This is a genomic window from Methylobacterium sp. 1A (assembly GCF_058072805.1).
Genome location: NZ_JBYQVE010000001.1, coordinates 2183093 through 2206709 on the forward strand (window position 1 = coordinate 2183093; position 23617 = coordinate 2206709).

Annotated in this window: 20 protein-coding genes; 11 read left to right on the forward strand and 9 right to left on the reverse strand. The window is 72.2% G+C overall.

The window, feature by feature from the left end:
* Positions 1–64 precede the first annotated feature (64 nt).
* The 6 genes from ACX9MN_RS10650 (at position 65) to ACX9MN_RS10675 (ending at position 7272) form a co-directional block, all read left to right on the forward strand.
* Positions 65–1126 carry an ABC transporter ATP-binding protein gene (locus ACX9MN_RS10650; RefSeq protein WP_489724379.1) on the forward strand — a complete coding sequence of 354 codons (1062 nt, stop codon included), beginning with the start codon at positions 65–67 and terminating at the stop codon, positions 1124–1126.
* A gap of 73 nt (positions 1127–1199) precedes the next feature.
* Positions 1200–2510: an ABC transporter substrate-binding protein gene (locus ACX9MN_RS10655; RefSeq protein ID WP_020091915.1), complete on the forward strand. Its 1311-nt coding sequence runs from the start codon at positions 1200–1202 to the stop codon at positions 2508–2510.
* A 23-nt stretch (positions 2511–2533) separates the two neighbouring features.
* On the forward strand, positions 2534–3490 hold the full coding sequence (locus tag ACX9MN_RS10660) for a carbohydrate ABC transporter permease (RefSeq protein ID WP_020091916.1): 957 nt from the start codon (positions 2534–2536) through the stop codon (positions 3488–3490).
* An 89-nt stretch (positions 3491–3579) separates the two neighbouring features.
* On the forward strand, positions 3580–4425 hold the full coding sequence (locus ACX9MN_RS10665) for a carbohydrate ABC transporter permease (RefSeq protein WP_234082978.1): 846 nt from the start codon (positions 3580–3582) through the stop codon (positions 4423–4425).
* A 199-nt stretch (positions 4426–4624) separates the two neighbouring features.
* On the forward strand, positions 4625–6253 hold the full coding sequence (locus ACX9MN_RS10670; RefSeq protein WP_489724380.1) for a dihydroxyacetone kinase subunit DhaK: 1629 nt from the start codon (positions 4625–4627) through the stop codon (positions 6251–6253).
* 62 nt (positions 6254–6315) lie between these two features.
* Positions 6316–7272, forward strand: coding sequence for a D-2-hydroxyacid dehydrogenase family protein (locus tag ACX9MN_RS10675; protein ID WP_175556302.1), 957 nt, complete (start codon positions 6316–6318; stop codon positions 7270–7272).
* Positions 7273–7298: 26 nt separating this feature from the next.
* On the opposite strand, the gene ACX9MN_RS10680 is transcribed toward ACX9MN_RS10675, so the two are convergent.
* The 6 genes from ACX9MN_RS10680 to ACX9MN_RS10705 all read right to left on the reverse strand — a co-directional run bounded on the left by ACX9MN_RS10680 (position 7299) and on the right by ACX9MN_RS10705 (position 13696).
* Complete coding sequence (locus tag ACX9MN_RS10680; protein ID WP_489724381.1) at positions 7299–8396, reverse strand: ABC transporter permease; 1098 nt, start codon at positions 8394–8396, stop codon at positions 7299–7301.
* On the reverse strand, positions 8393–9316 hold the full coding sequence (locus tag ACX9MN_RS10685) for an ABC transporter permease (RefSeq protein ID WP_489724382.1): 924 nt from the start codon (positions 9314–9316) through the stop codon (positions 8393–8395). The genes ACX9MN_RS10680 and ACX9MN_RS10685 overlap by 4 nt, the downstream gene beginning before the upstream one ends.
* Positions 9313–10899, reverse strand: a complete 1587-nt coding sequence (locus ACX9MN_RS10690; RefSeq protein ID WP_489724383.1) for a peptide ABC transporter substrate-binding protein — start codon at positions 10897–10899, stop codon at positions 9313–9315. Before ACX9MN_RS10690 ends, ACX9MN_RS10685 begins: the two co-directional genes overlap by 4 nt.
* Before the next feature lie 2 nt (positions 10900–10901).
* A complete protein-coding gene (locus ACX9MN_RS10695; RefSeq protein ID WP_489724384.1) occupies positions 10902–11339 on the reverse strand; it encodes a GlcG/HbpS family heme-binding protein in 438 nt (145 codons plus the stop codon).
* Positions 11340–11522: 183 nt separating this feature from the next.
* Positions 11523–12551, reverse strand: a complete 1029-nt coding sequence (locus ACX9MN_RS10700) for an alpha/beta fold hydrolase (RefSeq protein WP_091677054.1) — start codon at positions 12549–12551, stop codon at positions 11523–11525.
* An 80-nt stretch (positions 12552–12631) separates the two neighbouring features.
* Positions 12632–13696: a WcbI family polysaccharide biosynthesis putative acetyltransferase gene (locus ACX9MN_RS10705; RefSeq protein ID WP_020091925.1), complete on the reverse strand. Its 1065-nt coding sequence runs from the start codon at positions 13694–13696 to the stop codon at positions 12632–12634.
* Between the two features lie 724 nt (positions 13697–14420).
* Here ACX9MN_RS10705 and ACX9MN_RS10710 point away from each other — a divergent pair.
* A complete protein-coding gene (locus ACX9MN_RS10710) occupies positions 14421–15086 on the forward strand; it encodes a hypothetical protein (protein ID WP_106735905.1) in 666 nt (221 codons plus the stop codon).
* A gap of 91 nt (positions 15087–15177) precedes the next feature.
* Here the strand turns inward: ACX9MN_RS10710 and ACX9MN_RS10715 are convergent, their stop codons facing one another.
* The gene (locus ACX9MN_RS10715; protein ID WP_091976603.1) at positions 15178–16032 is read right to left on the reverse strand and encodes a LysR substrate-binding domain-containing protein; all 855 of its coding nucleotides are present in this window, start codon (positions 16030–16032) and stop codon (positions 15178–15180) included.
* A gap of 92 nt (positions 16033–16124) precedes the next feature.
* Between ACX9MN_RS10715 and ACX9MN_RS10720 the strand changes: the two genes are divergently transcribed.
* The gene (locus ACX9MN_RS10720) at positions 16125–17429 is read left to right on the forward strand and encodes an aspartate aminotransferase family protein (protein ID WP_489724385.1); all 1305 of its coding nucleotides are present in this window, start codon (positions 16125–16127) and stop codon (positions 17427–17429) included.
* Between the two features lie 10 nt (positions 17430–17439).
* Here the strand turns inward: ACX9MN_RS10720 and ACX9MN_RS10725 are convergent, their stop codons facing one another.
* Complete coding sequence (locus ACX9MN_RS10725; RefSeq protein ID WP_489724386.1) at positions 17440–19305, reverse strand: ABC-F family ATP-binding cassette domain-containing protein; 1866 nt, start codon at positions 19303–19305, stop codon at positions 17440–17442.
* Between the two features lie 265 nt (positions 19306–19570).
* On the opposite strand from ACX9MN_RS10725, the gene ACX9MN_RS10730 reads away from it, so the two are divergent.
* Positions 19571–20635 (forward strand): HD-GYP domain-containing protein, encoded by a 1065-nt coding sequence (locus tag ACX9MN_RS10730; RefSeq protein WP_091677041.1) that lies wholly within the window; start codon positions 19571–19573, stop codon positions 20633–20635.
* Between the two features lie 9 nt (positions 20636–20644).
* On the opposite strand, the gene ACX9MN_RS10735 is transcribed toward ACX9MN_RS10730, so the two are convergent.
* Positions 20645–21547 (reverse strand): UDP-3-O-acyl N-acetylglycosamine deacetylase, encoded by a 903-nt coding sequence (locus ACX9MN_RS10735; RefSeq protein WP_091926613.1) that lies wholly within the window; start codon positions 21545–21547, stop codon positions 20645–20647.
* A 244-nt stretch (positions 21548–21791) separates the two neighbouring features.
* Here ACX9MN_RS10735 and ACX9MN_RS10740 point away from each other — a divergent pair, with 244 nt between their 5' ends.
* Together ACX9MN_RS10740 and ACX9MN_RS10745 are read left to right on the forward strand one after the other, a co-directional pair.
* The gene (locus ACX9MN_RS10740; RefSeq protein ID WP_026604752.1) at positions 21792–22478 is read left to right on the forward strand and encodes a Crp/Fnr family transcriptional regulator; all 687 of its coding nucleotides are present in this window, start codon (positions 21792–21794) and stop codon (positions 22476–22478) included.
* Positions 22479–22482: 4 nt separating this feature from the next.
* A complete protein-coding gene (locus tag ACX9MN_RS10745; RefSeq protein ID WP_489724387.1) occupies positions 22483–23541 on the forward strand; it encodes an ABC transporter ATP-binding protein in 1059 nt (352 codons plus the stop codon).
* Positions 23542–23617: the final 76 nt, after the last annotated feature.

A 23617-nucleotide genomic window follows, 5' to 3' on the forward strand; every position in this document is an offset into this window, starting at 1 on the left:
GCGAACCCTCATTTGTACTGCTGTCCTAGAGCCGCCGACAGAGCGGCCTTGATCGGGAGGAAGCATGGCCTCGGTGGGAATCCGCGAGGTTCGCAAGGCTTTCGGATCGACGAATGTCCTGCACGGCGTGTCGGTGGATATCCGGGACGGTGAATTCGTGATCCTGGTCGGCCCGTCGGGCTGCGGGAAATCAACGCTCCTGCGGATGATCGCCGGGCTCGAGAACATCTCCGGCGGCGAGATCCGCATCGGCGAGCGCGTGGTGAACGATGTGCCGCCCAAGGAGCGGGACATCGCCATGGTGTTCCAGAACTACGCCCTCTATCCGCATCTCACCGTCCGCGAGAACATGGCGTTCTCGATGCGGATCCGGAAGGCGCCGGCCTCCGAGATCGACCTCCGGGTCAACAAGGCCGCCCAGATCCTCGGGCTGGCTCCCCTGCTGGACCGCTACCCGCGCCAGCTCTCGGGCGGCCAGCGCCAGCGCGTCGCCATGGGCCGGGCGATCGTGCGCGACCCGCAGGTCTTCCTGTTCGACGAGCCGCTGTCCAACCTCGACGCCAAGCTCCGCGTGGCGATGCGCACCGAGATCAAGGAGCTGCACCAGCGCCTGAAGACGACGACGATCTACGTCACCCACGACCAGATCGAGGCCATGACCATGGCCGACAGGATCGTGGTGATGCACGACGGGGTCGTGGAGCAGATCGGGCCGCCCCTCGAGCTCTACGACCGGCCCGACAACCTGTTCGTCGCCGGCTTCATCGGCTCGCCGGCCATGAACTTCATGCCCGGCAAGGTCCGGGCGAACGGGCGTCTGACCTTCACCACCGAGACCGGCCTGTCGATCCCGCTCGCCGACGCGCCCTCCGGGGTCGACGGTCGGCCGCTCATCCTGGGCGTCCGCCCCGAGCATTTCGACCTCGCGCCCGAGGGGATCGCCGCGGAGGTCGTCGTCGTGGAGCCGACCGGCTCAGAGACCATGCTGGCGGTGCGGGCCGGGGGCCAGGACCTCACCTGCGTGCTGCGCGAACGCGTGCGCGAGCGGCCGGGCGAGACGATTTCCCTGCGGCCGAGCCGCGTGCACTTCTTCGACGCCGAGACCGGCCGTCGCCTGCCGAACTGACCCGCGTCGGATCCGACGCGGATTCGAGGCGCGCGGCGCCTCCAGGATCACGATCACCGAGGGAGAAGAAACGATGTCCGTTCTCGATCGCCGGTCCCTCCTCGCGGGCGCCGCAGCGACAGGCCTCGCCGCCGGCGGCGACCTCCTCGGCTTCGCCAAGGCCTGGGCGCAGAACGCGGAGTGGAAGCCCGAGCCGGGGGCGAGCCTGTCGCTCCTGCGCTGGAAGCGCTTCGTGCCGGCCGAGGACGAGGCCTTCATGAAGCTCGTCGACGCCTTCACCAAGGCGACGGGCGTCAAGGTCACGGTGACCAACGAGTCCTTCGACGACATCCAGCCCAAGGCGTCGGTCGCCGCCAACACGGGCCAAGGGCCCGACATGGTCTGGGGTCTGTTCTCGTTCCCGGCGCTCTTTCCCGACAAATGCCTGCCGCTCGAGGACGTGGCGGAATCCCTCGGCAAGAAATACGGCCCCTGGTTCCCGTCGGCCGAGGCCTACGGCAAGGTCAAGGGCAAGTGGATCGCGATCCCCGTGGCGTTCAACGGCGGCTATCCGAACTACCGCATCTCGGCGATGAAGAAGGCCGGGTTCGACAAGTTCCCCACCGACACCGCGGGCTTCCTCGAACTCTGCCGCGGCCTGAAGAAGAACAACACCCCCGCCGGCTTCGCCCTCGGCCACGCCACCGGTGACGGCAACACGTGGTGCCACTGGGCGCTCTGGTCGCACGGCGGCAACCTCGTCGACGCCAACGAGAAGATCGTCATCAACTCGCCCGAGACCGCCAAGGCGCTCGAATACGTCAAGTCGCTGTACGAGACCTTCGTGCCCGGCACGGTGTCGTGGAACGACTCGTCGAACAACAAGGCGTTCCTGGCCGGCGACCTGTACCTGACCAACAACGGCATCTCGATCTACGCGGCGGCCAAGAAGGACAACCCGAAGCTCGCCGAGGACATGGACCACGCGGTCTGGCCGATCGGCCCGGTCGGCAAGCCCACCGAGTTCCAGCTCGCCTTCCCGATCCTGGCCTTCAAGTACTCGAAGGCGCCGAACGCCTGTAAGGCCTTCATCGCCTTCATGATGGAGGCGGCGAACTACAATCCCTGGCTGGAGGCGGCCCAGGGCTACCTCTGCGAGCCGCTGTCGAACTATCCGAAGAACCCGATCTGGACGAGCGACCCGAAGAACGCGGTCTTCGCCGAGGCGGGACGGCGCTCCCTGGCGGCGGGCGGCCTCGCGCCGGTGAGCGAGCGGATCGCCGCGGTGCTGGCCGACTTCGTGATCGTCGACATGTTCGCCAGTCACTGCACCGGCCGCGAGGACGTGAAGGGCGCCATCAAAAACGCCGAGCGCGCCGCCACCCGCATCTTCCGGAACACCTGACCGCACCCGCCGGAGGCGAGACCATGGCGCACACGGCCCTGACGCAGCCCGCCCCGGCCGCAATCCCGACCCGCTCGGCCTGGCAGCGCGTGCGCGCGAGCCGCGGCTGGGCGGGGTTCTGGTTCATGCTGCCGACGGCGCTGATCCTCGGCCTGTTCCTGGCCTACCCGCTCCTGAAGGGCATCTGGCTGTCCTTCACCAACGCGCGGATCGGCCGCGACGGGGTCTTCGTCGGCCTGGAGAACTACGAGTGGCTCTGGGACGACGACGTCTTCTGGCTCTCGGTGTTCAACACCTGCCTCTACACGGCGGTGGCGTCCGTGGTGAAGTTCGGGGTCGGGCTCTACCTCGCGTTGCTGCTCAACAAGAACATGCCGTTCAAGTCGATCATCCGGTCGATCGTGCTGATCCCGTTCGTTGTGCCGACCGTGCTGTCGGCCATCGCCTTCTGGTGGATCTTCGACAGCCAGTTCTCGATCATCTCCTGGTCGCTGCGCCATCTCGGGGTGATCGACGGCAACATCGACTTCCTCGGCGATCCCGCCATGGCGCGGGCCTGCGTGATCTTCGCCAACATCTGGCGGGGCGTGCCGTTCATCGCCATCACGCTGCTCGCCGGTCTCCAGACGGTCTCGCCCTCGCTCTACGAGGCCGCGACGCTGGACGGCGCCTCCAACTGGCAGATCTTCTCGCGGATCACCCTGCCGCTGCTGACCCCGATCATCGCGGTCGTGATGACCTTCTCAGTGCTGTTCACCTTCACCGATTTCCAGCTGATCTGGGCCATGACGCGCGGCGGCCCGGTGAACGCCACCCACCTGATGGCGACCCTGTCGTACCAGCGCGGCATCCTCTCGGGGACGCTCGGCGAGGGCGCGGCCATCGCCACCGCCATGGTGCCGTTCCTGCTCGCGGCCATCGGCATCTCGTGGTTCGGCCTGCAGCGCAGGGCCTGGCAATCCGGGGGGAACGACCGATGAGCGCGCCCGCACCGCCCGCCCACGCCGATCCGCATCTCAACTCCGTATTGGAGGCGCGGCCCGCCGGGCTCACGGACAATTCGGAGGGCATGGCCTATCTCGAGCGCCTGCCCCGGCGGCTCGTGACGACCTACCTGCCCCTCCTCCTCATCCTCGCCGTGCTGCTGTTCCCGTTCTACTGGATGGCGCTGACGGCCATCAAACCGGACGAGCAGCTGATCGACATGGAGCGGTTCAACCCGTTCTGGGTCGTGGATCCGACGCTCAAGCACATCAACAAGCTCCTCTTCGAGACGCAGTATCCGCGCTGGCTCTGGAACACGATGTACGTGTCGGTGGCGGCGACCGTGCTGTCGCTGTTCGCGAGCGTGCTCGCCGCCTATGCCTGCGTCCGCGTGCGCTACCGGGGCGCCGGCTGGGTCGGGGCGGCGATCTTCCTCGCCTACCTCGTGCCGCCCTCGATCCTGTTCATCCCGCTCGCCACGATCATCCAGGCCTACGGCCTGTTCGACTCGCCGATCGCCCTGATCCTCGCCTACCCGACGATCCTGATCCCGTTCTCGACGTGGCTCCTGATGGGCTACTTCAAGACCATTCCCTACGAGCTGGAGGAATGCGCGCTGATGGACGGCGCCAGCCGGTGGCAGATCCTCACCAAGATCATCCTGCCGCTCGCCTTCCCGGGGCTGATCTCGGCGGGGATCTTCTCCCTGACCCTGTGCTGGAACGAGTTCATCTACGCGCTGACCTTCCTGTCCTCGACGCAGAACAAGACGGTGCCCATCGCCGTGGTGAGCGAGTTCGTGGACGGCGACGTCTACAAGTGGGGGTCGCTGATGGCCGGCGCGCTGCTCGGCTCGCTGCCGCTGGTGATCCTCTACTCGTTCTTCGTCGAGTACTACGTCTCCGCCCTCACCGGCGCCGTGAAGGAATAAGGGACGGGCAGGACCGTCGTCGTCGCGCGCGCAGCGAAGCGTGCCGGGGCGGCGGGACTTCGGTCGGCGTGGCGCGGGCCGGATCGCTGCGCTGCGCTCGCGAGGACGGAGACCGTTGCCAGCAGGGCTCGACGAGGCGGACAATGCGCGCGGATCCGCCGACGCAGAATCGCGGATTGGCCCCATCGAAGGTCACGCCATGGCCCACTTCATCGACGCCCGCTCCACCCTGGTCAACGACGCCGTCGACGGCCTCGTCGCCGCGAGCGGCGGACGCCTGGCACGGCTCGACGGCGACCCGGGCATCCGCGTCGTCCTCCGCGCCGCTCCGGATCCCGGGAAGGTCGCGGTCATCTCCGGCGGCGGCTCCGGCCACGAGCCGGCCCATGCGGGCTTCGTCGGACCGGGCCTGCTCAGCGCCGCTGTCTGCGGTGACGTCTTCGCCTCGCCGAGCGTCGACGCGGTGCTGGCCGGGATCCTCGCGGTGACGGGGCCGGCGGGGTGCCTGCTCGTCATCAAGAACTACGCGGGTGACCGGCTGAATTTCGGGCTCGCCGCCGAGCGCGCCCGGGCGCTGGGCCACAGGGTCGAGACCGTGATCGTCGCGGACGACATCGCGCTGCCGGACGCCAAGCAGCCGCGCGGCGTCGCCGGGACGCTGTTCGTCCACAAGGTGGCGGGTCACGCCGCGGAGGCCGGGGAACCGCTCGAGACCGTGGCGTCGCTCGCCCGCCGGGCGGCCGGGGCGGCGAAGTCGCTCGGCATCGCGGTCTCCACCTGCACGATCCCCGGCTCGCCGCGCAGCGAGCGGCTGGCGGAGGGACAGGCCGAGCTCGGCCTCGGCATCCACGGCGAGCCCGGCGCGGAGCGCATCGCGCTGCCCAAGGCCAGCGACCTCGCCGAGCTGATGGCCGAGCGTCTCGCGCGCGCCGTCGCGGGTGCGGACCGGCTGGCGCTGCTCGTGAACAATCTCGGCTCCGCCTCCGCGCTCGAGATGCAGGTCCTCACCCGCGCCGTGCTCGCCACCGACCTCGGGCGGCGCGTCCGCCTGCTGCTCGGGCCCGCGCCGCTGATGACGGCGCTCGACATGCACGGTGCCTCGCTGTCGGTCCTGCCGCTCGACGACGCGCTGGAGCGCGCCCTGTCGGAGCCCGTCCCGGTCCCGGTCTGGCCCGCGGCGGTGCGGGTCACGCCGCCGATCCTGCGGCCGGTGCCCGAGGGACTCGCGGGCGAGGCCTTCGCGCCCTCGCACGACGCCGTCACCGCCGCCCGGATCCGGGCCGTCGCCGAGGCCCTGATCGGGGCCGAGGACACCCTGAACGGCCTCGATGCCAAGGTCGGGGACGGCGATGCCGGCACGACCTTCGCGGGCGCGGCCCGCGCCGTCCTGGCCGATCTCGACCGGCTGCCGCAGGCGGAGCCCGCGGCCCTGTGCCGGGCGCTCGCCGAGCGGATCGGGCGCGCGGTCGGCGGATCGAGCGGCGTGCTCGGCTCGATCTTCTTCGCCGCGACGGCCTCGGCCCTCGCCGACGGCGCCGCGTGGCCCGAGGCTCTCGGGCAGGGCGTGGCGCGCGTCCAGGGTTACGGCGGCGCCCAGGCGGGCGATCGCACCCTGCTCGACGCCCTGATCCCCGCCGTCGAGGCCCTGAAGGGCGGCGATCTCGCGGCCGCCGCGGCGGCGGCCCGGGCCGGCGCCGAGGCCACGGCCGGCATGGATCGCGCCGGCGCGGGCCGCTCCAGCTACCTCGCGGCCGGGGATCTCGCCGGTGTCCAGGATCCCGGCGCCGCCGGCGTCACGGCGGCGTTCGCGGCCCTGGCCGGGGCGTAGGCGCCGCGCGCCGTCGCCCGGCATCCGTTGACGCTCCACCCGTCGAGGCCTACCCCATCCCCATGCGCACCGGCCTGATCCTCGACGATTACCAGCAGGCGGCCCTCGCGCTCGCGGACTGGGCGCGCCTCTCCGACCGCGTCGCGATCTCCGCGATCAGCCAGCACATCCCGAATCCGGACGACCTCGTGGCGCGGATCGCGCAGGCCGAGATCCTCGTGATCATGCGGGAGCGGACGCCGTTCCCGGCGGCTCTGCTGGAAAGGCTGCCGCGGCTGGAACTCCTCGTCACCAGCGGCATGCGCAACCTCGCCATCGACCTCGCGGCGGCCCGCGCGCGCAACGTCGTCGTCTGCGGCACCGATTCCAGCCCGACGCCGCCGACGGAGCTGACCTGGGCGCTGATCCTCGGACTGGCCCGACACGTGGCGCCGGAGAGCCTGACCCTGCGCGCGGGCGGCCCCTGGCAGAGCACGATCGGGACCGACCTCGCCGGCGCGACCCTCGGCGTTCTGGGCCTGGGGAAGATCGGGACGCGGGTGGCCGAGATCGGGCGCGCCTTCGGCATGCGGGTGATCGCCTGGAGCCCGAACCTCGACGATGGCCGCGCCGCCGCCGCCGGGGTGGAGCGGGCGGCCTCGAAGGAAGCCCTGCTGGAGGCGAGCGACGTCGTCACGATCCACCTCGTGCTGGGCGACCGGACCCGCGGCCTCCTGGGCGCGGCCGAGCTGCGCCGCATGCGCCGCGACGCGTTTCTCGTGAACACCTCGCGCGCGCCGATCGTCGATCAGGCCGCGCTGGTCCAGGCGCTGGAGGAGGGCTGGATCGCCGGCGCGGGCCTCGACGTGTTCGAGACCGAGCCGCTGCCGGCCGACAGCCCGTTCCGGCGCCTGCCGAACGTGCTGGCGCTGCCGCATCTCGGCTACGTGTCGCGCAACAACTACCGGACCTTCTTCACCCAGGCGGTGGAGGACATCGAGGCCTGGCTCGCCGGCGCCCCGATCCGGCAACTGGGCTGACGTCGCGGAGCTTGCCGGACCCGGACTCAGTCCCGGCGCGGGTCCAGCGCGTCCGCGAGGCCGTCGCCGCTCAGGTTGAGCGCCACCAGGGTCGCGATCAGGAACGCGGCCGGGGCCGCGAGCAGGTGCGGCGCCGCCTCGATGGAGCGGGCGCCCTCGGCGATCAGGACGCCCCAGCTGGTCTGCGGCTCCTGCACGCCGAGCCCGAGGAACGACAGGAAGCTCTCCAGCAGGATCACCTGCGGCACCAGCAGCGTCGCGGTCACGGCCACCGGGCCGAGGGTGTTCGGCACGATGTGCCGGAGGATGATCCGGGGTGTTCCGAGGCCGAGCGCCCGGGCGGCGCGGACGAAGTCGCGCTCGCGCAGCGACAGGGTCACGGCGCGCACCACCCGGGCCATGTCGAGCCACTCCACCGCGGCGATCGCCACCAGCATGAGCAGCAGGCTCGGGCGGAAGAAGACCAGCAGCAGGATCACGAAGAACACGAAGGGGAGCGCGTAGAGCACGTCGACGGCGCGCATCATCACGGCGTCGACGGCGCCCCCGACGAAGCCCGCAATCGCCCCGTAGGCGACGCCGATGAGCAGGGCGACGAGGCTGGCCGCGAGCCCGATCGCCAGCGAGATCCGGCCGGCGACGAGGCAGCGGGTCAGCAGGTCGCGGCCCTGGATGTCGGTGCCGAGGGGGAAGTGCAGGCGCCGGACCGGCACCGCCACGACGAGCCCGCGGCCGCCGTCCCGCTCGTCCACGACGGTCGGGGTCCCGAACAGAGCCGAGCGCGGCAGGTAGACGAGGCTGCGCCGGTCGACGCCGGCATCGGAGCCGAGGGCGAGTCGCAACGTGTCGCCGTCGCGCTCGACCGCGTCGAGCCGCGCGCGCATGCGGAAGGCCAGACGCTCGAGCGCCGGCCGGAGACGCGCGGCGTCGGGCTGCGCGGTGAGGCCGGCCGGGAGCTGGCGCAGGTCCGGATAGGCGCGCTCGGGGTCGTGGCCGGTGAGGCCCGGGCCGATCAGGCAGGCGAGGGCGATCAGGACCAGCACGGCGAGCGCCGCCACGGCGGTCCGCTCCCGCGCGAACCGGAGGACGGCGCGCCGGGCCGGCGCCGTGGAAACCGCCGTCACGCCGCCCCCCGGAGGCGCGGGTCGAGCCACGCGCAGGCGAGGTCGGCGGCGAGGTTGAGCAGGATCACCAGCCCGGCGACGAGCAGGACCGTGCCCATCACCAGCGTGTAGTCGCGGTTGAGCGCACCCTCGACGAAGTACCGGCCGATCCCCGGAAGCCCGAAGATCGTTTCGACCACCACCGAGCCGGTGAGCAGGGCCGCCGCCAGCGGCCCGAGATAGGCCACCACCGGCAGCAGCGCCCCCCGCAGGGCGTGCCGGGTGACGCGGGCCGGCGGAAGGCCGAGGCTGCGCATCGTACGGACGGGCTGCGTCCGCAGCGCCTCGGCGAGCGAGGTCCGGGTGAGCCGGGCCAGGGCACCGACCTGCGGCAGGGCCAGGGTCACCACCGGCAGGACGAGGTGGCTCGGGGCACCGTCGTTCCAGCCGCCGAGCGGCAGCCAGCGCAGGGTCAGGCCGAAGGCGATCTGCAGCAGCGGCGCGACCACGAAGCTCGGCAGCGAGAGGGTCAGGGCGGCCCCGACGCCGAGGAGCCGGTCGACGAACCCGCCGCGCCGGAGCGCCGCCACGATCCCGAGGCCGACGCCGAGCGCGGTGGCCAGCGCGAGGGCGAGGGCGCCGAGCGTCGCGGAGACCGGCAGGCCCCGGGCGATCAGGCCGAGGACGCTCTGGTCGCGGAACGAGAAGGAGGGACCGAGGTCGCCCCGCGCCAGCGCCGCGAGGTAGCTGCCGAACTGCGCGATCAACGGCCGGTCGAGGCCGTAGACCCGGCGCAGGTTCTCCATGGCGGCGGGCGCCAGCGGCCGCTCCAGGTCGAAGGGCCCCCCCGGAGCGAGGCGCATCAGGAAGAAGCTGACGGTCACCACGGCGAGCAGCGTCGGCACCGCCTGGAGGAGGCGGCGCAGGATGAAGCGGATCACGCGTCGAGCCTCATGAAGCGGGTCGGCGCGGCGTTGCGCAGGTTCGGGTGGTAGCCGTGCAGCCGCGGCGCGATCAGCGCCTTGGAGCGGTAGTGCATCAGCGGGATCCAGGGCAGCTCGCGCAGGGCGATCGCCTCGGCGTCGTAGAGCAGGCCGGCCCGGCGGGTGAGGTCGCGCTCGGTGGCGGCCCGCGCCATCAGGGCGTCGTAGGCGGCGTCCGACCAGTGGCCGGCGTTCATGCCGTCATTCCCGCTCTGAAGCAGGAACAGGAAGTTCTGCGGATCGGAATAGTCGGCGATCCAGCTGTAGCGGGCGACGTCGAAGTCGCCGCCGTCGCGCAGGTAGGCGAAATGCGTCTTCGCGTCCGTGTAGACGTAGCGCGTCACGATCCCGAGGTCGCGCCACATCTCGCCGAGCGCCACCGCGATGGTGCGGTTGTTGTCGCTGATGTTGAACCGGTACTCCACCGTGAGTGGCCGGTCCGGGCCGAACCCCGCCTCCGCGAGCAGGCGGCGCGCCTCCGCCTCGTGGTCGATCGGCAGGCCGAGGCGGCCCTCGGTCTCGGGGGGCGTGCGGTAATTGTCGAGGCCGGGCGGGCACAGGGAGTAGGCCGGGCTCATGGTGCCGCCGTTGAGGCCGTCGGCGAGGTACTCGCGGTCGATCACGAGCGACAGCGCCCGGCGGACGCGCCAATCCGAGAACGGCGCCTTGCGGGTGTTCACCACCAGCGCCGCGAGCCCCAGCGAGGGGCCGAGCACCACCTGCGGCCCGAAGCGGCGGCGCAGGTCGGCGATCTGGTCGACGGGCAGGTCGGAGAGGGAGTCGATCTCGCCGGCGGCGTAGCGGCGCACCGCGGCGGCGATGTCGGGCGTCGGCAGGAAGGCGACGCGCCGGATCGCGAGGCTCGCGGCGTCCGGATGGTGCGGGTTGGCCTCCAGCGTGATCGCGCCGCCCGGCACGCGGTCTGCGAGCCGGTAAGGTCCGTTGGTCACGAGGTTTCCCGGACGGGTGAAGCTGTCGCCGTAGCGCTCGACCGCGGCGCGGTGGACCGGAAGCGCGGTCTGGTGGGTCAGGAGTTCCAGGATGTAGGGCGTCGGCTGTTCCAGCGTGATCGCGAGCCGGAGCGGCGCCTCGGCGGCGACGCCGAGGGCGTCGGCCGGCCGCTCGCCGCGGTTCACGGCGGCGGCGTTGCGGATCGGGAACAGGATCTCGGCGTATTTCGCCGCCGTGGCCGGGTCGAGCATCCGGCGGAACGCGTAGACGAAGTCGTTCGCTGTGACCGGCTCGCCGTTCGACCAGCGGCCGTCGGGGCGCAGGTCGAAATGCAGGCTCACCCCGTCCTCGGAGATCGACCAGGCGCGCGCCGCGCCCGGGATGATCGTGCCCCGGTTGTCGTAGGTGAGCAGCCCGTCGCAGAGGTCGCGCAGGATGTGCGCCTCCGCGACCGTGGACGAGCGGTGCGGGTCCAGCGTCTCGGGATCGGCGTCGTTGCCGCGGCGGTAGAGCGCGTCGGCCGCGCGGGCGGGCCGCACGGCCGCGAGGGCGAACGCGCCGGCCAGCCAGTCGCGCCGGCGCGGGCGCACGGTCAGGCGCCGGTATCCGGCCTCAGGCCGGCCGCCTCGATCCCCGCCACCGCGCAGATCTCGTCGTTGTCGGAGGTGTCCCCGGAGATGCCGACCGCGCCGAGAAGGCGTCCCTCGCCGGAGCGGATCAGCACGCCGCCCGGCACCGGCACGAGGGCGTCGGGCCCGGCGAGGTGCGTCACGGCGGCGACAAAGTAGGGCTGCTGCTCCGCCCGCGCGTAGATCGCCCGGGAGCCGAGGCCCAGCGCCAGAGCGCCGTTGGCCTTGCCGCTCGCGATCTCGGCCCGGCGCAGGGACGTGCCGTCCTCGGCCGCGACCGCCTTCAGCGCGCCGCGGGCATCGTAGACGACGACGGCGAGGGGCTTGAGGTTGCGGGCGCGCGCCGCCCGGAGGGCGGTGTCGACGACGGTGCGGGCGGCCTCGAGGGTCAGGTCGATCATCGGATTCCAACACGGACGCCGCTCCGGGCGGCGCCTCCATCCTTACGGACGGGGGCGCGCCGGGTCCACCGACGCGGATCGCTGCGGCCTCCGACACACGACCTCGACGTTCGGCGGCCGGCGCGCTCGACCCGCCAGCCTGCGAGCGCCTGCGCGCCGGTGTCCCGCGGGCCCGTTAACGGATCACGCCGGTCGCGCGGCCGGTAGGCGGATGATGCTCGCCAGGAACGCGTCGTAGCCGGCCGCCACCGCCTCCGGCCGCTCGAAATGCGGGAACGCGCCGGTCGGCAGGGTGTCGACGCGCCAGTTCGGCCGGTCGGCGACCCGCGGCACCAGCCGGTAGTCGACGAAGTCGCCGCGCTCCCCGTGCACCATCCAGACCGGGAGGCGGAGGCGCTCGTAGAGGCGGGTCGCGTCGGTGGGGAACAGGTGGCCCGCGATGAAGCAGAACGGGGCGTGCTCGGCGCCGGGCTGGTGAGCCGAGGCGTGATCGTAGGCGAGCAGACCCTCGTCGATCTCGGAGGAACCGAAGGTCTTCTCCAGGAAGAACCGCATGCTCGGCCGCGTGACCAGCGCGTCGAAGAGCGGCCGGCCGAGCGGAGGGCGGTCGAGGACGCGGAGCAGCCAGTCGCGGCCGCGATGGCCGTCCGGCGGACCCTCCCCGGAGAGCCGGGCGTCGAACCCCGTCGGGCTGACCAGCGCGAGGCTGCGATAGGCGTCGGACCGCTCCAGGCTCGCCCGCGCCAGGAACGAGCACGAGAGCGACAGGGCGAGGGCGTCGATCGCCCAGCCGCCGTGCCGGCTCCGGATCTCGTCGACCGCCGCGTGGATCGCCTCCACCATCAGGCGCGGCGTATAGCGGCGGCGCGAGCGCTCCGAGAAGCCGAAACCCGGGAGTTCCAGGGCGTAGACCGGGCGCGTGCCGCGGTAGCGCAGGTACAGCGGCCGGACCTCGTAGGCGTTGGCCGCCGCGTTGATCGAGTGGATGAGCAGGAGCGGCACGCCCTCGGCCTCAGCGGAGCCGTAGAGCGACAGCGCGCCGGCGCGGCGGGTTCGGATCCGCTCGTGGCGGCCCGGCAGGGCAGGCGGCAGGGTCATCCGCCGGTCCACGGCCAGCGCGCTCCAGCCGACCAGCGCCGCCGCCGATCCGGCGAGCGTCAGGGCCGCCGCGGTCGCGGCGCGACCGGTGCGATGGCGGGACACGGAACTCATCGGAACACCTCGACGTCCTTCCCGCGGCGGCGGGCCGTGGCCGACAACGCCGGGCCCGCGGGGAAGTGCCCTTCCGGACGCTACGAGGCGTGGCCGGCGAGGCTGCCGGCATTCACCGCCGGGGCCCGGCTCGCCGGCCGCGCCGGCGCGTCGCCCCGGCCCGCGGCCTCGCGCAGGAAATCCACCGTCGGCGCGTCGTTGAGCCAGCCCTGGACGCGCTGCGAGATCAGGAGCTTCCGCTCGCGCCGGTCGTAGTTCGCGTAGGAGGCGGCGACGAATTCGGGCCGGCTCATCGTGCGCGCGGGGCCGGACCGGCGCGTCTCCGCCTTGAAGAACAGGGCGCTGCCGGGCACGCCGTAATGCTGGGCGATCTCCGGATAGACCGGCCAGCTGCCCTGGCCGCCGAGGTCGTCCGGGAGGAACGCGTCGAGGTCGCATTCCTCGAAGGGCACGCCGGCCCGGGTCAGCAGGCCGCGGGCGAGGTCGGCCACCACGTAGAGCTTCGTGTGGTTGATCGAGTGCATGAAGCAGCCCCGACGCGCCCAGCGCGTGAGGTGCGTGTCGAGATCGTACCCGGCCTGGACGCCGAGGCCGCGCAGGTACGCGACCGACTCGTCCCAGAGATTGAAGTATCCGAGGCGCTCGAAGACCGGCTCGGAGAACAGCCGAAGCGCCTGCGCCTGCGAGAAGCCCGACAGGTAGGCGAACAGCGTGATCGCCGAGTGCGAGTGCCCCATCGGACCCGAGATCAGGCCGTTCAGCGTGACGTGATCCTGAACGCCCACGTGGACGAGGTCGGGATGGTAGGCGCTGAACACGATGGTCGGGATCAGTCGGACCTTCGGGTGCGTCCGCAGCGTGTCGATCGAGCCGCCGCCCTTGAACTTGGGCAGGTAGATGCTGGTGAAGACGTGGTCGTACCCGTCCGCGTGCGCCATCAGGTCGGCGAGCCGCGGGAACCGGCGGGACGCCGTGAAGGCCGAGACGAAATCCACCTGTGCGTGCGGCAGCAGGTAGCGCATCGTCTTGGCGATGGATCCGGCCTGGCAGACCCCGATCACGAGGATGCGCGGCGATCCGGTCCGCTTCTTCCCGAACTGCGCGAGCCGGTGCCGCGCGCGCCAGAGGCTATCGACGGTCAACATCCGGCCTCTCTCGCATGTCCGCGGGCCGCGGGCAAACACCGCACCCGTGCGGATCCGGCGGGCCGGGACCGCCGATCGCGCCCATCGGGAGGAGCCCCCTCGCGGTGCCGACCGTCGGACCGCCTGCGCGACCAGCGCGGCGGAACCGTGGCTCACGGCGACGCGCGCCGCCTGTGGATCGCCCGGGCTCGGAGGGAGGCGCTCGTCGATCTCCGATTATTCGGAGCGCCGCCCGCCATTTCTGAGAAGAGCGGAAGCAACGCGTACAGCGGACCGCCGAATTCCGACGATTTCGCTCAGATATACGGGCTATGAAAGTCTGTCGCGGAGACGATTCAACTTGCGTGCCGTTGACAGAGTCAAGTCGTTGGATACAAATCCGATTCAACGAAGCATGAAGCTCGCGGACTGGGCGCTCGCGGTCATGAGGACCGGCAGGCCCCCGATGACCGAGGTGGATCCCCTCTCTCGCCGTGACTCCGCGTCAGCGGCCGCTCCGACGGGCGCGGGGCGCTTCCGACCGACCTGCCTGGACAACGGGCCACGGTCCGAGCCGCTCGGACGGCGCAGCCGCGGCATGCCCGCGGTGGCGCCCCTCCGCATCGCCGCGACTGTCGTCGATCCACGCCCGCATGGCCGTCGGCAAACGGTCGATGCGCGGGCGACGGCGCTGCGCGGGTCGGAGGCCGGGTTCCGCATCGGGTCGAAAGCTGGAGACTGCGCGATGGATTACGTACCTCCGATGGCCGCGATCGCGGCGGCCGCACAGAAGGCGCCGCCCGGCGAGGCGACCGTGCTTACCCCGGCGCGCGACGTGAATCCCGTCGCGGCGCCGGATCCGCGGTCGATCTACACGCTCACGCCGGAGGCGGCCGGGGCCGTCTTCGCGCTCGTCGAGAACCGCATCCAAGTGATCGACGCCGCGCTTGACGTGACCGACCGGCGGGGCACGCAGGTCGCTGCCGCCGCGATGGCGACGGCCACGGCGACGACCCCGGTCGTGTCGCCGGAGACGACGAAGACGATCGGCGCCGCCAATCGCAACTGGAGCGAGGATGTCCGGTTGGATCACAGCCCGTCCCGACTCGTCGGCGCCGACACGGTCGTGGCGTACGACAGCCCGCGGGTCACGGCGGCCTGGAGCCTGGCCTTTCCGGACGTGCCCGGCCGGCGGTTCCGGGCCGTGCAATTGCCGGGTCCGAGCCTCCGCTCCGTCCTGCGCGAGGCGGAGGCCGGTTTGGACGACACGGGGAGCGACATCTACCTGCTCTGCAACAGCGCGCATTTCGAGACGATCCGCCAAGCCCATCCGCGCACCCACATCAACTGGATCAACGTCGACAACGACGAGATCGTCGTCGTCTGGCGGAAGCCGTCCGAGGCGGGCTAGCGACAGGCCCGACCGGCTCGGGGCGGCCGCGATCGCGATCGGACCAGGGCTACCCCGTCCGGACGAACGGGAGCCCGGCGGGACCGCCCGATCAGAGCGTCGGCAGCACCGCGCGCAGGTGGGCGGCGAAGGCGCGGGTCAGCGGCGCGGCGTGCGCCTCGTCCAGGTGGATCGTCAGGCCGATCCGCGGCAGCGCGGGCAGGTCGCTGCCGCGGTTCAGGACGCGCAGGTCGGGCGGGACCGCGGCCCGGGTGAGGACTGCGACCGCCTGGGCGGAGCGCGCCACCGCCAGGAGCCCGGACAGGCTGCCGCTCGCGTAGGCGATCCGGTACGCGCGCCCGCCCGCGTCGAGGGCGGCCCGCGCCGCCCGGTGGTCCAGCGTGTCGGGGTCGCCGAGCGCGAGCGGCAACGGGTCGGGCCATGGCGCTTCGGCGCCGCGCGGCGCCACCCAGACGAGGTCCTCGCGCCGCAGGATCTCCCGCCCGGCCGCCAGCGGGACCGAGACGAGGGCCAGATCGAGCTCGCCGCGGGCGAGCCGCTCCTCCAGACGGGGCGTCGCGCCGCAGACCACCTCGATCGCCGCGTCGGGATGCAGGTGCGCGAAGCCGCGCAGCAGGGTGGGGAGGAAGGCCTGCGCGTAATCGTCCGGGCAGCCGAACCTGAGCGTGCCGTTGAGGCGGCCGCCGGACAGTTCCGCCACCGCGTCGTCGTGCGAGGCCAGGATCCGGCGCGCGTGGACGAGGAGCCGCTCGCCCTGCACCGTGAGCACCACCCCGCGCCCGGTCCGGCGCAGCAGCGGCTGCGCGACCAGATCCTCCAGTCGCTTCATCTGCATGCTGAGGGCGGCCTGGCTGCGCCCGACCCGCTCCGCGGCCCGGCTCAGCGCGCCCGTCTCCGCGACCGTGGCGAAGCTGCGCAGGAGGTCGATGTCGAGGCTCTGGGCCATCAGGATCGCTGAACCCTTGGTTCAGAACTATAAGCTTCTCTGGGGTCACGGGCGGTCCTAGCATGGCGGGGCCTGCCACGGGACCCGGATCGATGACGACGCGGAACGACGACCCCGACTTCTGGACGCGCGCGCGCCGGCACCTCGTGCGCTACGGCGGCGCCTTCGCGCCGGTCATCATCGAGCGCGCGGAGGGCAGCTTCGTCTACGACGCGGACGGCCGGAAGATCCTCGACTTCACCTCCGGCCAGATGAGCGCGATCCTGGGTCACGGGCATCCCGAGATCGCCGCCGTCGTCGCCGACCACGTCGGGCGCCTGGATCACCTGTTCAGCGGCATGCTGAGCCGGCCGGTGGTCGACCTCGCGACCGAGCTGGCCGGCCTCGCCCCCGGCGGGCTGGAGCGCGCGCTTCTCCTGACCACCGGCGCCGAGGCCAACGAGGCCGCCCTGCGCATGGCCAAGCTCGCCACAGGCGGCTGGGAGATCGTGAGCTTCGCGCAGTCGTGGCACGGCATGACGGCGGGGGCCGCTTCGGCGACCTACAGCGCCGGCCGCAAGGGCTACGGCCCGGCCCCGGTCGGATCCTTCGCGATTCCCGCCCCGAACGCCTACCGCCCGACCTTCGCGCGGGACGGGGCCGCCGACTGGCAGACCGAGCTCGACTACGCCTTCGCGCTGGTGGACCGGCAGTCGACCGGCAACCTCGCCGCGTTCCTGGCGGAGCCGATCCTCAGCTCCGGCGGCATCCTCGAACTCCCGCCCGGCTACCTCACGGCGCTGAAGCGCAAATGCACCGAGCGGGGCATGCTGCTGATCCTCGACGAGGCCCAGACGGGCATCGGCCGCACCGGCCTGATGTTCGCCTGCGAGCGCGACGGGGTGGTGCCCGACATCCTCACCCTCTCGAAGACCCTGGGCGCCGGCCTGCCCCTCGCGGCGGTCCTGACCACGCCGGAGATCGAGGATCTCTGCCACGCCCGCGGCTTCCTGTTCTACACCACGCACGTCTCCGACCCGCTTCCCGCCGCGGTCGGCCTCAAGGTGCTGGAGATCGTCCGGCGCGACGGCCTGGTCGGCCGGGCCGAGGCGGCCGGCGCGCGGCTGGCGGCGCGGCTGCGGGCGCTGCAGCAGCGCTTCGCCTGCATCGGCGACGTGCGCGGGCGCGGCCTCCTGCAGGGCGTGGAGATCGTGGCCGACCGGGACACGAAGGTGCCGGCCCCGGAACTCGGCGACGCGATCACGCGGCGCTGCCTCGAACTCGGGCTGAGCATGAACATCGTGCAGCTGCCCGGCATGGGCGGCGTGTTCCGGATCGCCCCGCCGCTCACGGCCACCGACGCGGAGATCGACCTCGGGGTCGACATCCTGGAGCGGGCGATCGAAGGCTCGGTGTGAGGCGGCCCCGTCAGGCCGCCTCGATCTCCGCGCTGACCGTCAGCCACTCCTCCTCGGCGGCGGCGAGCGCGGTCGCGGCGTCCGACCGCATCTTGGCGATCTCGCCGGCCTTGGCGGCGTTCTCCCGGAACGCGGACCCGTCCTCCAGGGCGGCGTCGATCTTCTGGATCGCCGCGGTCAGCTTGGCCATCCGCGCCTCGATCGCCTCCAGCCGCTTGCGCAGGGGCGCGAGGGCCGCGCGGCGCTCGACGCCGGCGCGGCGCGCCTCGGCCTTCTGGCCGCCGGACGGCTCGGTCTCGCGCTCGGTCTCGCGCTCGGGCCCCGACAGGACGAAGCGCCGGTAATCGTCCATGTCGCCGTCGAAGGTCTTCACCGTGCCGTCCGCGACCAGCCAGAGCCGGTCGGCGCAGGCCTCGACCAGGAACCGGTCGTGCGAGACGAGGATGACGGCGCCCTCGTAGTCGTTGATCGCCTCCACGAGGGCCTGCCGGCTCTCGATGTCGAGGTGATTGGTCGGCTCGTCGAGGATCAGGAGGTGCGGGCCGTGGAAGGCGGCGAGCCCCATGAGCAGGCGCGCCTTCTCGCCGCCCGACAGCTTCTCGACCGGCGTGTCGGCCTTGTTGGCGCCGAATCCGAGCCGCGCCGTCGCGCTGCGGACCTTCGCCTCGGGGACATCCGGCATCAGGGTCCGGACATGCGCGTAGGCGCTCTCGGCGGGGCGCAGCTCGTCGAGCTGGTGCTGGGCGAAGTAGGCGACCTCCATCTTGGAGGAGCGCTTCACCTCACCGGCGACCGGCCCGAGCCGGCCGCCGATCAGCTTGCAGAAGGTCGACTTGCCGTTGCCGTTCGCGCCCAGCAGCGCGACCCGGTCGTCCGGCGCGAGGCTGAGGTCGAGGCCGGTCAGGACGATCCGGTCCCCGTAGCCGGCCTTGACGCGCTCCATGGCGACGATCGGCGGCGACAGCGGCTTCTCCGGGCTCGGCAGGTGGATCACCGGCACGTCGTCCTCGAGGAGCGCGGCGATCGGCTCCATCTTGGCGAGCCGCTTCATCCGCGACTGGGCCTGCCGCGCCTTGGTCGCCTTGGCCTTGAAGCGGTCGATGAAGCTCTGCAGGTGCGCGCGCTCGGCATCCTGCTTGGCCTTCGCCTTGGCCTGGAGAACGCGCTTCTCCGAGAGCTGCTTGGCGAAGCTGGTGTAGCCGCCGCGGTAGATCGTCAGCTTGCCGCGGTCGAGGTGCAGGATGTGGTCGACGCTGGTGTCGAGCAGGTCGCGGTCGTGGCTGATGATGATCGCGGTGCGCGGGTAGCGTTCCAGGTAATCATACAGCCAGAGCGTGCCCTCGATGTCGAGGTAGTTGGTCGGCTCGTCGAGGAGCAGCAGGTCCGGCTCCGAGAACAGGACGGCGGCGAGCGCCACGCGCATCCGCCAGCCGCCGGAGAAGTCCGCGCAGGGCCGCGCCTGGGCCGCCGCGTCGAAGCCCAGCCCGTGCAGGATCGCGGCGGCCCGGGCCGGCGCCGAGTGGGCGCCGATATCCACGAGCCGCGTCTCGATCTCGGCCCGACGCAGACCGTCCGCGTGCTCGGCCTCCGCCATCAGGCGGGCGCGCTCCGTGTCGGCGGCGAGCACGACCGCGTGCAGCGTCTCCGGTCCGGCCGGCGCCTCCTGGGCGACGGCGCCGATCCGCATGCCCTTGGGCAACGCCACCGACTTCGCGTCGACCGGGAGGTCGCCGAGAATGGCCTTGAACAGGGTGGTCTTGCCGGCCCCGTTGCGCCCGACCAGCCCGACGCGGGCGCCTTCCGGGATCGTGAAGCTCGCGGAATCGAGAATCAGACGGTCGCCGATGCGGTAGGTGAGGTCGTTGACGCGCAGCATGCCGGCGTTCTGGCGGTCCGGACGCCGCGAGGCAAGCGCCGCCGTCGCGCGGGCAGGCCGGCATCCCCGTGTCGCCCTCCGACACAACGCGGCGCCTATTTTAAGCTTGAAACATCAGCTTCGGCTGTCGGATTTTTAACGGAATGCCGTCAAACCTGTGGCGAGTGCTGCGCAAATAGACGCTGATAGTGCGTTCATCGGCTCTAGAACGTCGTCGCGTGAGCCGGAAAAGCGCCCGGGCGGGGGCGAGCCACAGGGGGGAATCTTGGGCCAGACCCTGATCCTGACCGACGATGTCGAGCGCGCCGAGAGGCTCGCGCGCAATCTCGGCGGCGTCACGCCCGTTGTGCTGCACGACCTCTACGGCGACGCCGTCCCGCCGCGGGGGGCGGGGCTGATCATCAGCGACGTCAGCGCGCTGACCTCCGAATCCGTGCGCCGGCTGCGCCAGGCGCTGTCCACCGCGCGCGGGCCCGGCATCCCGTTCCTGGCCCTGATCCACGGCAACCTCGGCCGCGGCGAGATCCAGGCCACCGCCCTCGGCGCGACCCGCGCGATGCCGGCCGCCGCGGTCAGCGCCATGCTGCTGAACGCGGTCGCGACCCTGATCGGCACCGCCAAGGCCCCGCCGCAGACCGGCAACTGGCAGGAGCAGGTGAACGAGGCCCGCTCGGCCTTCGTCAGCCTGTTCCGCGCCGATCAGGCGCCCCCGGCCGCGCTGGTCGAGAACGGCGCCGACTTGGTCAACCAGGCGATCCGCGAGGCCAAGGTGCGCGAATGGCTCAGGGTCGTGGCGAGCTTCGACGACGTCACGCACCGCCACTGCCTGAGCGTGGCCGGAATCGCGGCCGAGTTCGCGCGCGTCCTGGGGCTCAACGAGGCGGATTCCCGCTACCTCGTCAAAGGCGCGCTGCTCCACGACATCGGGAAGGCCAAGATCCCCCTCGCGATCCTGAACAAGCCCGCGCCGCTGACGCCGACGGAGCGCGCCGAGATGGCTCGCCACCCGGCGCTCGGACACGAGATGCTGCTGACGGGCGACTACGACGCGCTGACCCTGTCGGTGGTCCGCTCGCACCACGAGTATCTCGACGGGTCGGGCTATCCGGACGGGCTGCGCGGGCAGCAGATCCCCGACCTCGTCCGCCTGATCACCATCGCCGACATCTTCGCCGCGCTGATCGAGGCGCGCCCCTACAAGGCGCCGAAGGCCCCGCGCGAGGCCTACGCCATCCTCGAATCGATGAGGGCGAAGCTCGATGCGGACCTCGTCCGCGCCTTCGGAGCGGTCGCGGTCGCCTGCGAGACGCCCCGCCGCGCCTCCGCCTGAACCCGACCCTCAGACGAGTTCCCAGGCCTTGCCGTCCCGCATGAGGGCGGTGACGAGGGCGTGGTTCAGCTCGTGCCCCGTGTGGAACGCCGAGATCCGACCCTCGACCGGGTGGCCCGCCAGCGCGAGGTCGCCGACGAGGTCGAGGATCCGGTGGCGAACCGGCTCGCCGGGGACGCGCATCCCGCCCAGGACGTGCCCGCGCACCAGCAGCGCTGCCGAGCGGGGCGAGACGCCCTGCAGGAAGTCGTTCCGCATCAGGTAGCCGTAGGCGCGGCCCGCCATGGCCCGCGCGTAGCGCCCGAAGCTGCGCGCCGGCGCGATCTCCCGCTCGAAGGATTCCGGCGTGATCGCGCCCGACCAGTCGATCGATCCGAAATGCGCCAGCGCGACGTGGCCGGTGATGTGCAGGCCCGGGCCCGGCTCGATCTCGAGGCGGCGCCGCCCGTTCTCGACCGCCACCGTGCGCAGCAGGCGGATCACCCGGCAGGGCAGGCTCTGCTCGCGCCGGCCCGCGATCCGTATCGCCTCACACCAGGGCGTCGCGCTCCCGTCGAAGATCGGCAACTCGTCGGCGTCGATCTCGGCCAGCACGTTGTCGATCCGCAGCGCGCTGAGCGAGGCCATCAGGTGCTCGATCGTGCGCACGAGGACGCCGTCGCGTCGCAGCGCCGAGGAGAGCGGCTGCGATTCCCGGTAGTGCCAGTGGGCGGGCACGTCGACCGCCCGTCCGTCCTTCAGGTGGCGGCGGAAGACGATGCCGTGGCCGGCCGGGGCGGGGCTGACGCGGACCGTGGCGTGCCGCCCGGAATGGAGGCTGCGGCCCGAACGCTCGAAGGGGCGCGCGAGTGTCGCCTGCTGGCGGGGACCGGTGGAGGATGTCGAGCGCGGGAAAGGTACGTCTTGATGCATCGATACTGCCCGCCTCGGCGGGCCAGGAATTTAGCCCTGATACCTGATCCACGCTAATAAACTCCTGTTCATCGGGACGCGGCTTGACCGCCCCGCCCGCGACCGTCACGATTGCGGCGCCCGATCGATCCAGCACCGCCCCGGCGGGGCGCGGCTTCACTGTGCGGGCTGCTCCCGTCCCCAGATCTGCTGGCCGGCCCCCGTCAGGGCAGGGACGGAGGCCGGAGTTGAGGGAACACGATCGATGGCGCGGTTGGGGACAATACCTTTCTTCAAGGATCCCGGCATCGAGCTCAGCCCCTACGAGCCCCGCTGCCACTGGCGCCGCTTCGACGAGAACGAGGTCCTCGTCGACTTCGACGATATCTCCACCGACGTGTACTTCATCGCCTCCGGCGAGGTCCGCATCCTGAACCGGACCCAGTCCGGCAAGGAAGTCATCCTGGGCGAGATGCGGGGCGGGGCCTTCTTCGGCGAGCTCGCCGCCATCGACGGGATCGGCCGCTCGGCCAACGTCACGGCGCTGACCCGCGGCGAGGTCTGCGTGGTGCCGGCGCCGGTCTTCCGGCAGATCGTGTTCGCCTCCGAGGCGATCGCCGACCGGCTGTTCCGGCTCCTGGCCAAGCGCGTGCGCGAGCTGAACACGCGGCTCATGGAACACGCCCTGCTCGACCTGAAGCACCGGCTCTACGCCGAGCTGCTCCGTCTCTCCGTGCCCCGGGCCGGCACGGCGGGCGAGCGGGTGGTCTCGCCGCCGCCCTACCACCACGTCCTCGCCGCGCGGATCGGCTGCCGCCGCGAGCAGGTGACCCGGGAGTTCACCGCGATGGCGGCGGAGGGACTGGTCGACCGCACCCGCGGCGCCCTGGTCCTGCGCCGGCCGGACCTCCTGGAAGCGCGCGTGGCCGAGGCGCTGCGCGAGGATTCCTGATCCGTTGTCCGAGGGGCCGGCGCCGCGCCTGCGGCTGGAGGAGCTGACCAAGCGCTTCGGCACCCATCGGGCCGTCGACGCCGTGTCCCTCGACCTCGAGGCGGGGGAGTTCTTCTGCCTGCTCGGCCCGTCCGGATGCGGCAAGAGTACACTCCTGCGCATGATCGCGGGCTTCGAGAGCCCGACCTCGGGACGGATCCTGCTGGGCGCGCAGGACCTGACCGCGCTGCCGCCCCATCGGCGGCCGGTCAATATGATGTTCCAGTCCTACGCCCTGTTCCCGCACATGAGCGTGGCCGGCAATATCGGCTACGGGCTGAAGGGCCTCGGCCGCTCCGCCTCGGCGGAGCGCGTGTCGGAACTGCTCAAGCTCGTGCGCCTGGACGGGTTCGGCGACCGTCGACCGGAGACGCTCTCGGGCGGCCAGCGCCAGCGGGTCGCCCTGGCCCGGGCGCTCGCCCGGGAGCCAAAGCTGCTGCTGCTCGACGAGCCGCTCGGCGCGCTCGACCGCGGCCTGCGCGAGGAGACCCAGGGCGAGCTGCGCGCGGTCCAGCGCCGCCTCGGCACCGCCTTCGTCGTCGTCACGCACGATCCCGAGGAGGCGATGATGCTCGCCGACCGGATCGGCGTCATGGAAGCGGGCCGCCTGATCCAGGTCGGGCCGCCGGCCGATCTCTACCGGCGCCCGGCGAGCCGCTTCGTCGCCGGCCTGCTCGGCGACGTGAACCTCATCCCCGGTCGCATCGGCGCCGGAGGCGCCGACACGGTCCACACGGTCGAGACCGCCCACGGCCCCGTGCGGGGCGTCGCGGAGGCCGCGCTCGCGGAAGGGGCCGCGGTCGTGGTGGCGGTGCGGCCCGAGGACGTGGTGCTGGGCGCGGAAGGGCTGCCGGTGGTCGTCGCCGACGCCGTGTTCCTGGGCGACCGGGTGCGCCGGACGCTGCGCCTGCCCGACGGCGCCACGCTGCGGGCGAGCGGGCGGCCCGCGGAGGCCGCCGCGGCGCCGGGCTCGGACGCACGGGCCAGCTTCCCCGCCGACGTCGCCGTGATCCTGCCGGCATGAGGGCCGCCGGAGCGGAGGCCGACCGCGCGACCGGGCGAACGGAGGCCGGGTCCGCGCGCGCCCGCAAGCGCGGCCG

Excerpts from the sequence above, each read along its gene's own strand:
- ACX9MN_RS10650 (WP_489724379.1), top strand. The coding sequence starts at position 65 with ATGGCCTCGGTGGGAATCCGCGAGGTTCGCAAGGCTTTCGGATCGACG.
- ACX9MN_RS10655 (WP_020091915.1), top strand. The coding sequence starts at position 1,200 with ATGTCCGTTCTCGATCGCCGGTCCCTCCTCGCGGGCGCCGCAGCGACA.
- ACX9MN_RS10660 (WP_020091916.1), top strand. The coding sequence starts at position 2,534 with ATGGCGCACACGGCCCTGACGCAGCCCGCCCCGGCCGCAATCCCGACC.
- ACX9MN_RS10665 (WP_234082978.1), top strand. The coding sequence starts at position 3,580 with ATGGCCTATCTCGAGCGCCTGCCCCGGCGGCTCGTGACGACCTACCTG.
- ACX9MN_RS10670 (WP_489724380.1), top strand. The coding sequence starts at position 4,625 with ATGGCCCACTTCATCGACGCCCGCTCCACCCTGGTCAACGACGCCGTC.
- ACX9MN_RS10675 (WP_175556302.1), top strand. The coding sequence starts at position 6,316 with ATGCGCACCGGCCTGATCCTCGACGATTACCAGCAGGCGGCCCTCGCG.
- ACX9MN_RS10695 (WP_489724384.1), bottom strand. The coding sequence starts at position 11,339 with ATGATCGACCTGACCCTCGAGGCCGCCCGCACCGTCGTCGACACCGCC.
- ACX9MN_RS10700 (WP_091677054.1), bottom strand. The coding sequence starts at position 12,551 with ATGAGTTCCGTGTCCCGCCATCGCACCGGTCGCGCCGCGACCGCGGCG.
- ACX9MN_RS10705 (WP_020091925.1), bottom strand. The coding sequence starts at position 13,696 with ATGTTGACCGTCGATAGCCTCTGGCGCGCGCGGCACCGGCTCGCGCAG.
- ACX9MN_RS10710 (WP_106735905.1), top strand. The coding sequence starts at position 14,421 with ATGGATTACGTACCTCCGATGGCCGCGATCGCGGCGGCCGCACAGAAG.
- ACX9MN_RS10715 (WP_091976603.1), bottom strand. The coding sequence starts at position 16,032 with ATGGCCCAGAGCCTCGACATCGACCTCCTGCGCAGCTTCGCCACGGTC.
- ACX9MN_RS10720 (WP_489724385.1), top strand. The coding sequence starts at position 16,125 with ATGACGACGCGGAACGACGACCCCGACTTCTGGACGCGCGCGCGCCGG.
- ACX9MN_RS10725 (WP_489724386.1), bottom strand. The coding sequence starts at position 19,305 with ATGCTGCGCGTCAACGACCTCACCTACCGCATCGGCGACCGTCTGATT.
- ACX9MN_RS10735 (WP_091926613.1), bottom strand. The coding sequence starts at position 21,547 with ATGCATCAAGACGTACCTTTCCCGCGCTCGACATCCTCCACCGGTCCC.
- ACX9MN_RS10740 (WP_026604752.1), top strand. The coding sequence starts at position 21,792 with ATGGCGCGGTTGGGGACAATACCTTTCTTCAAGGATCCCGGCATCGAG.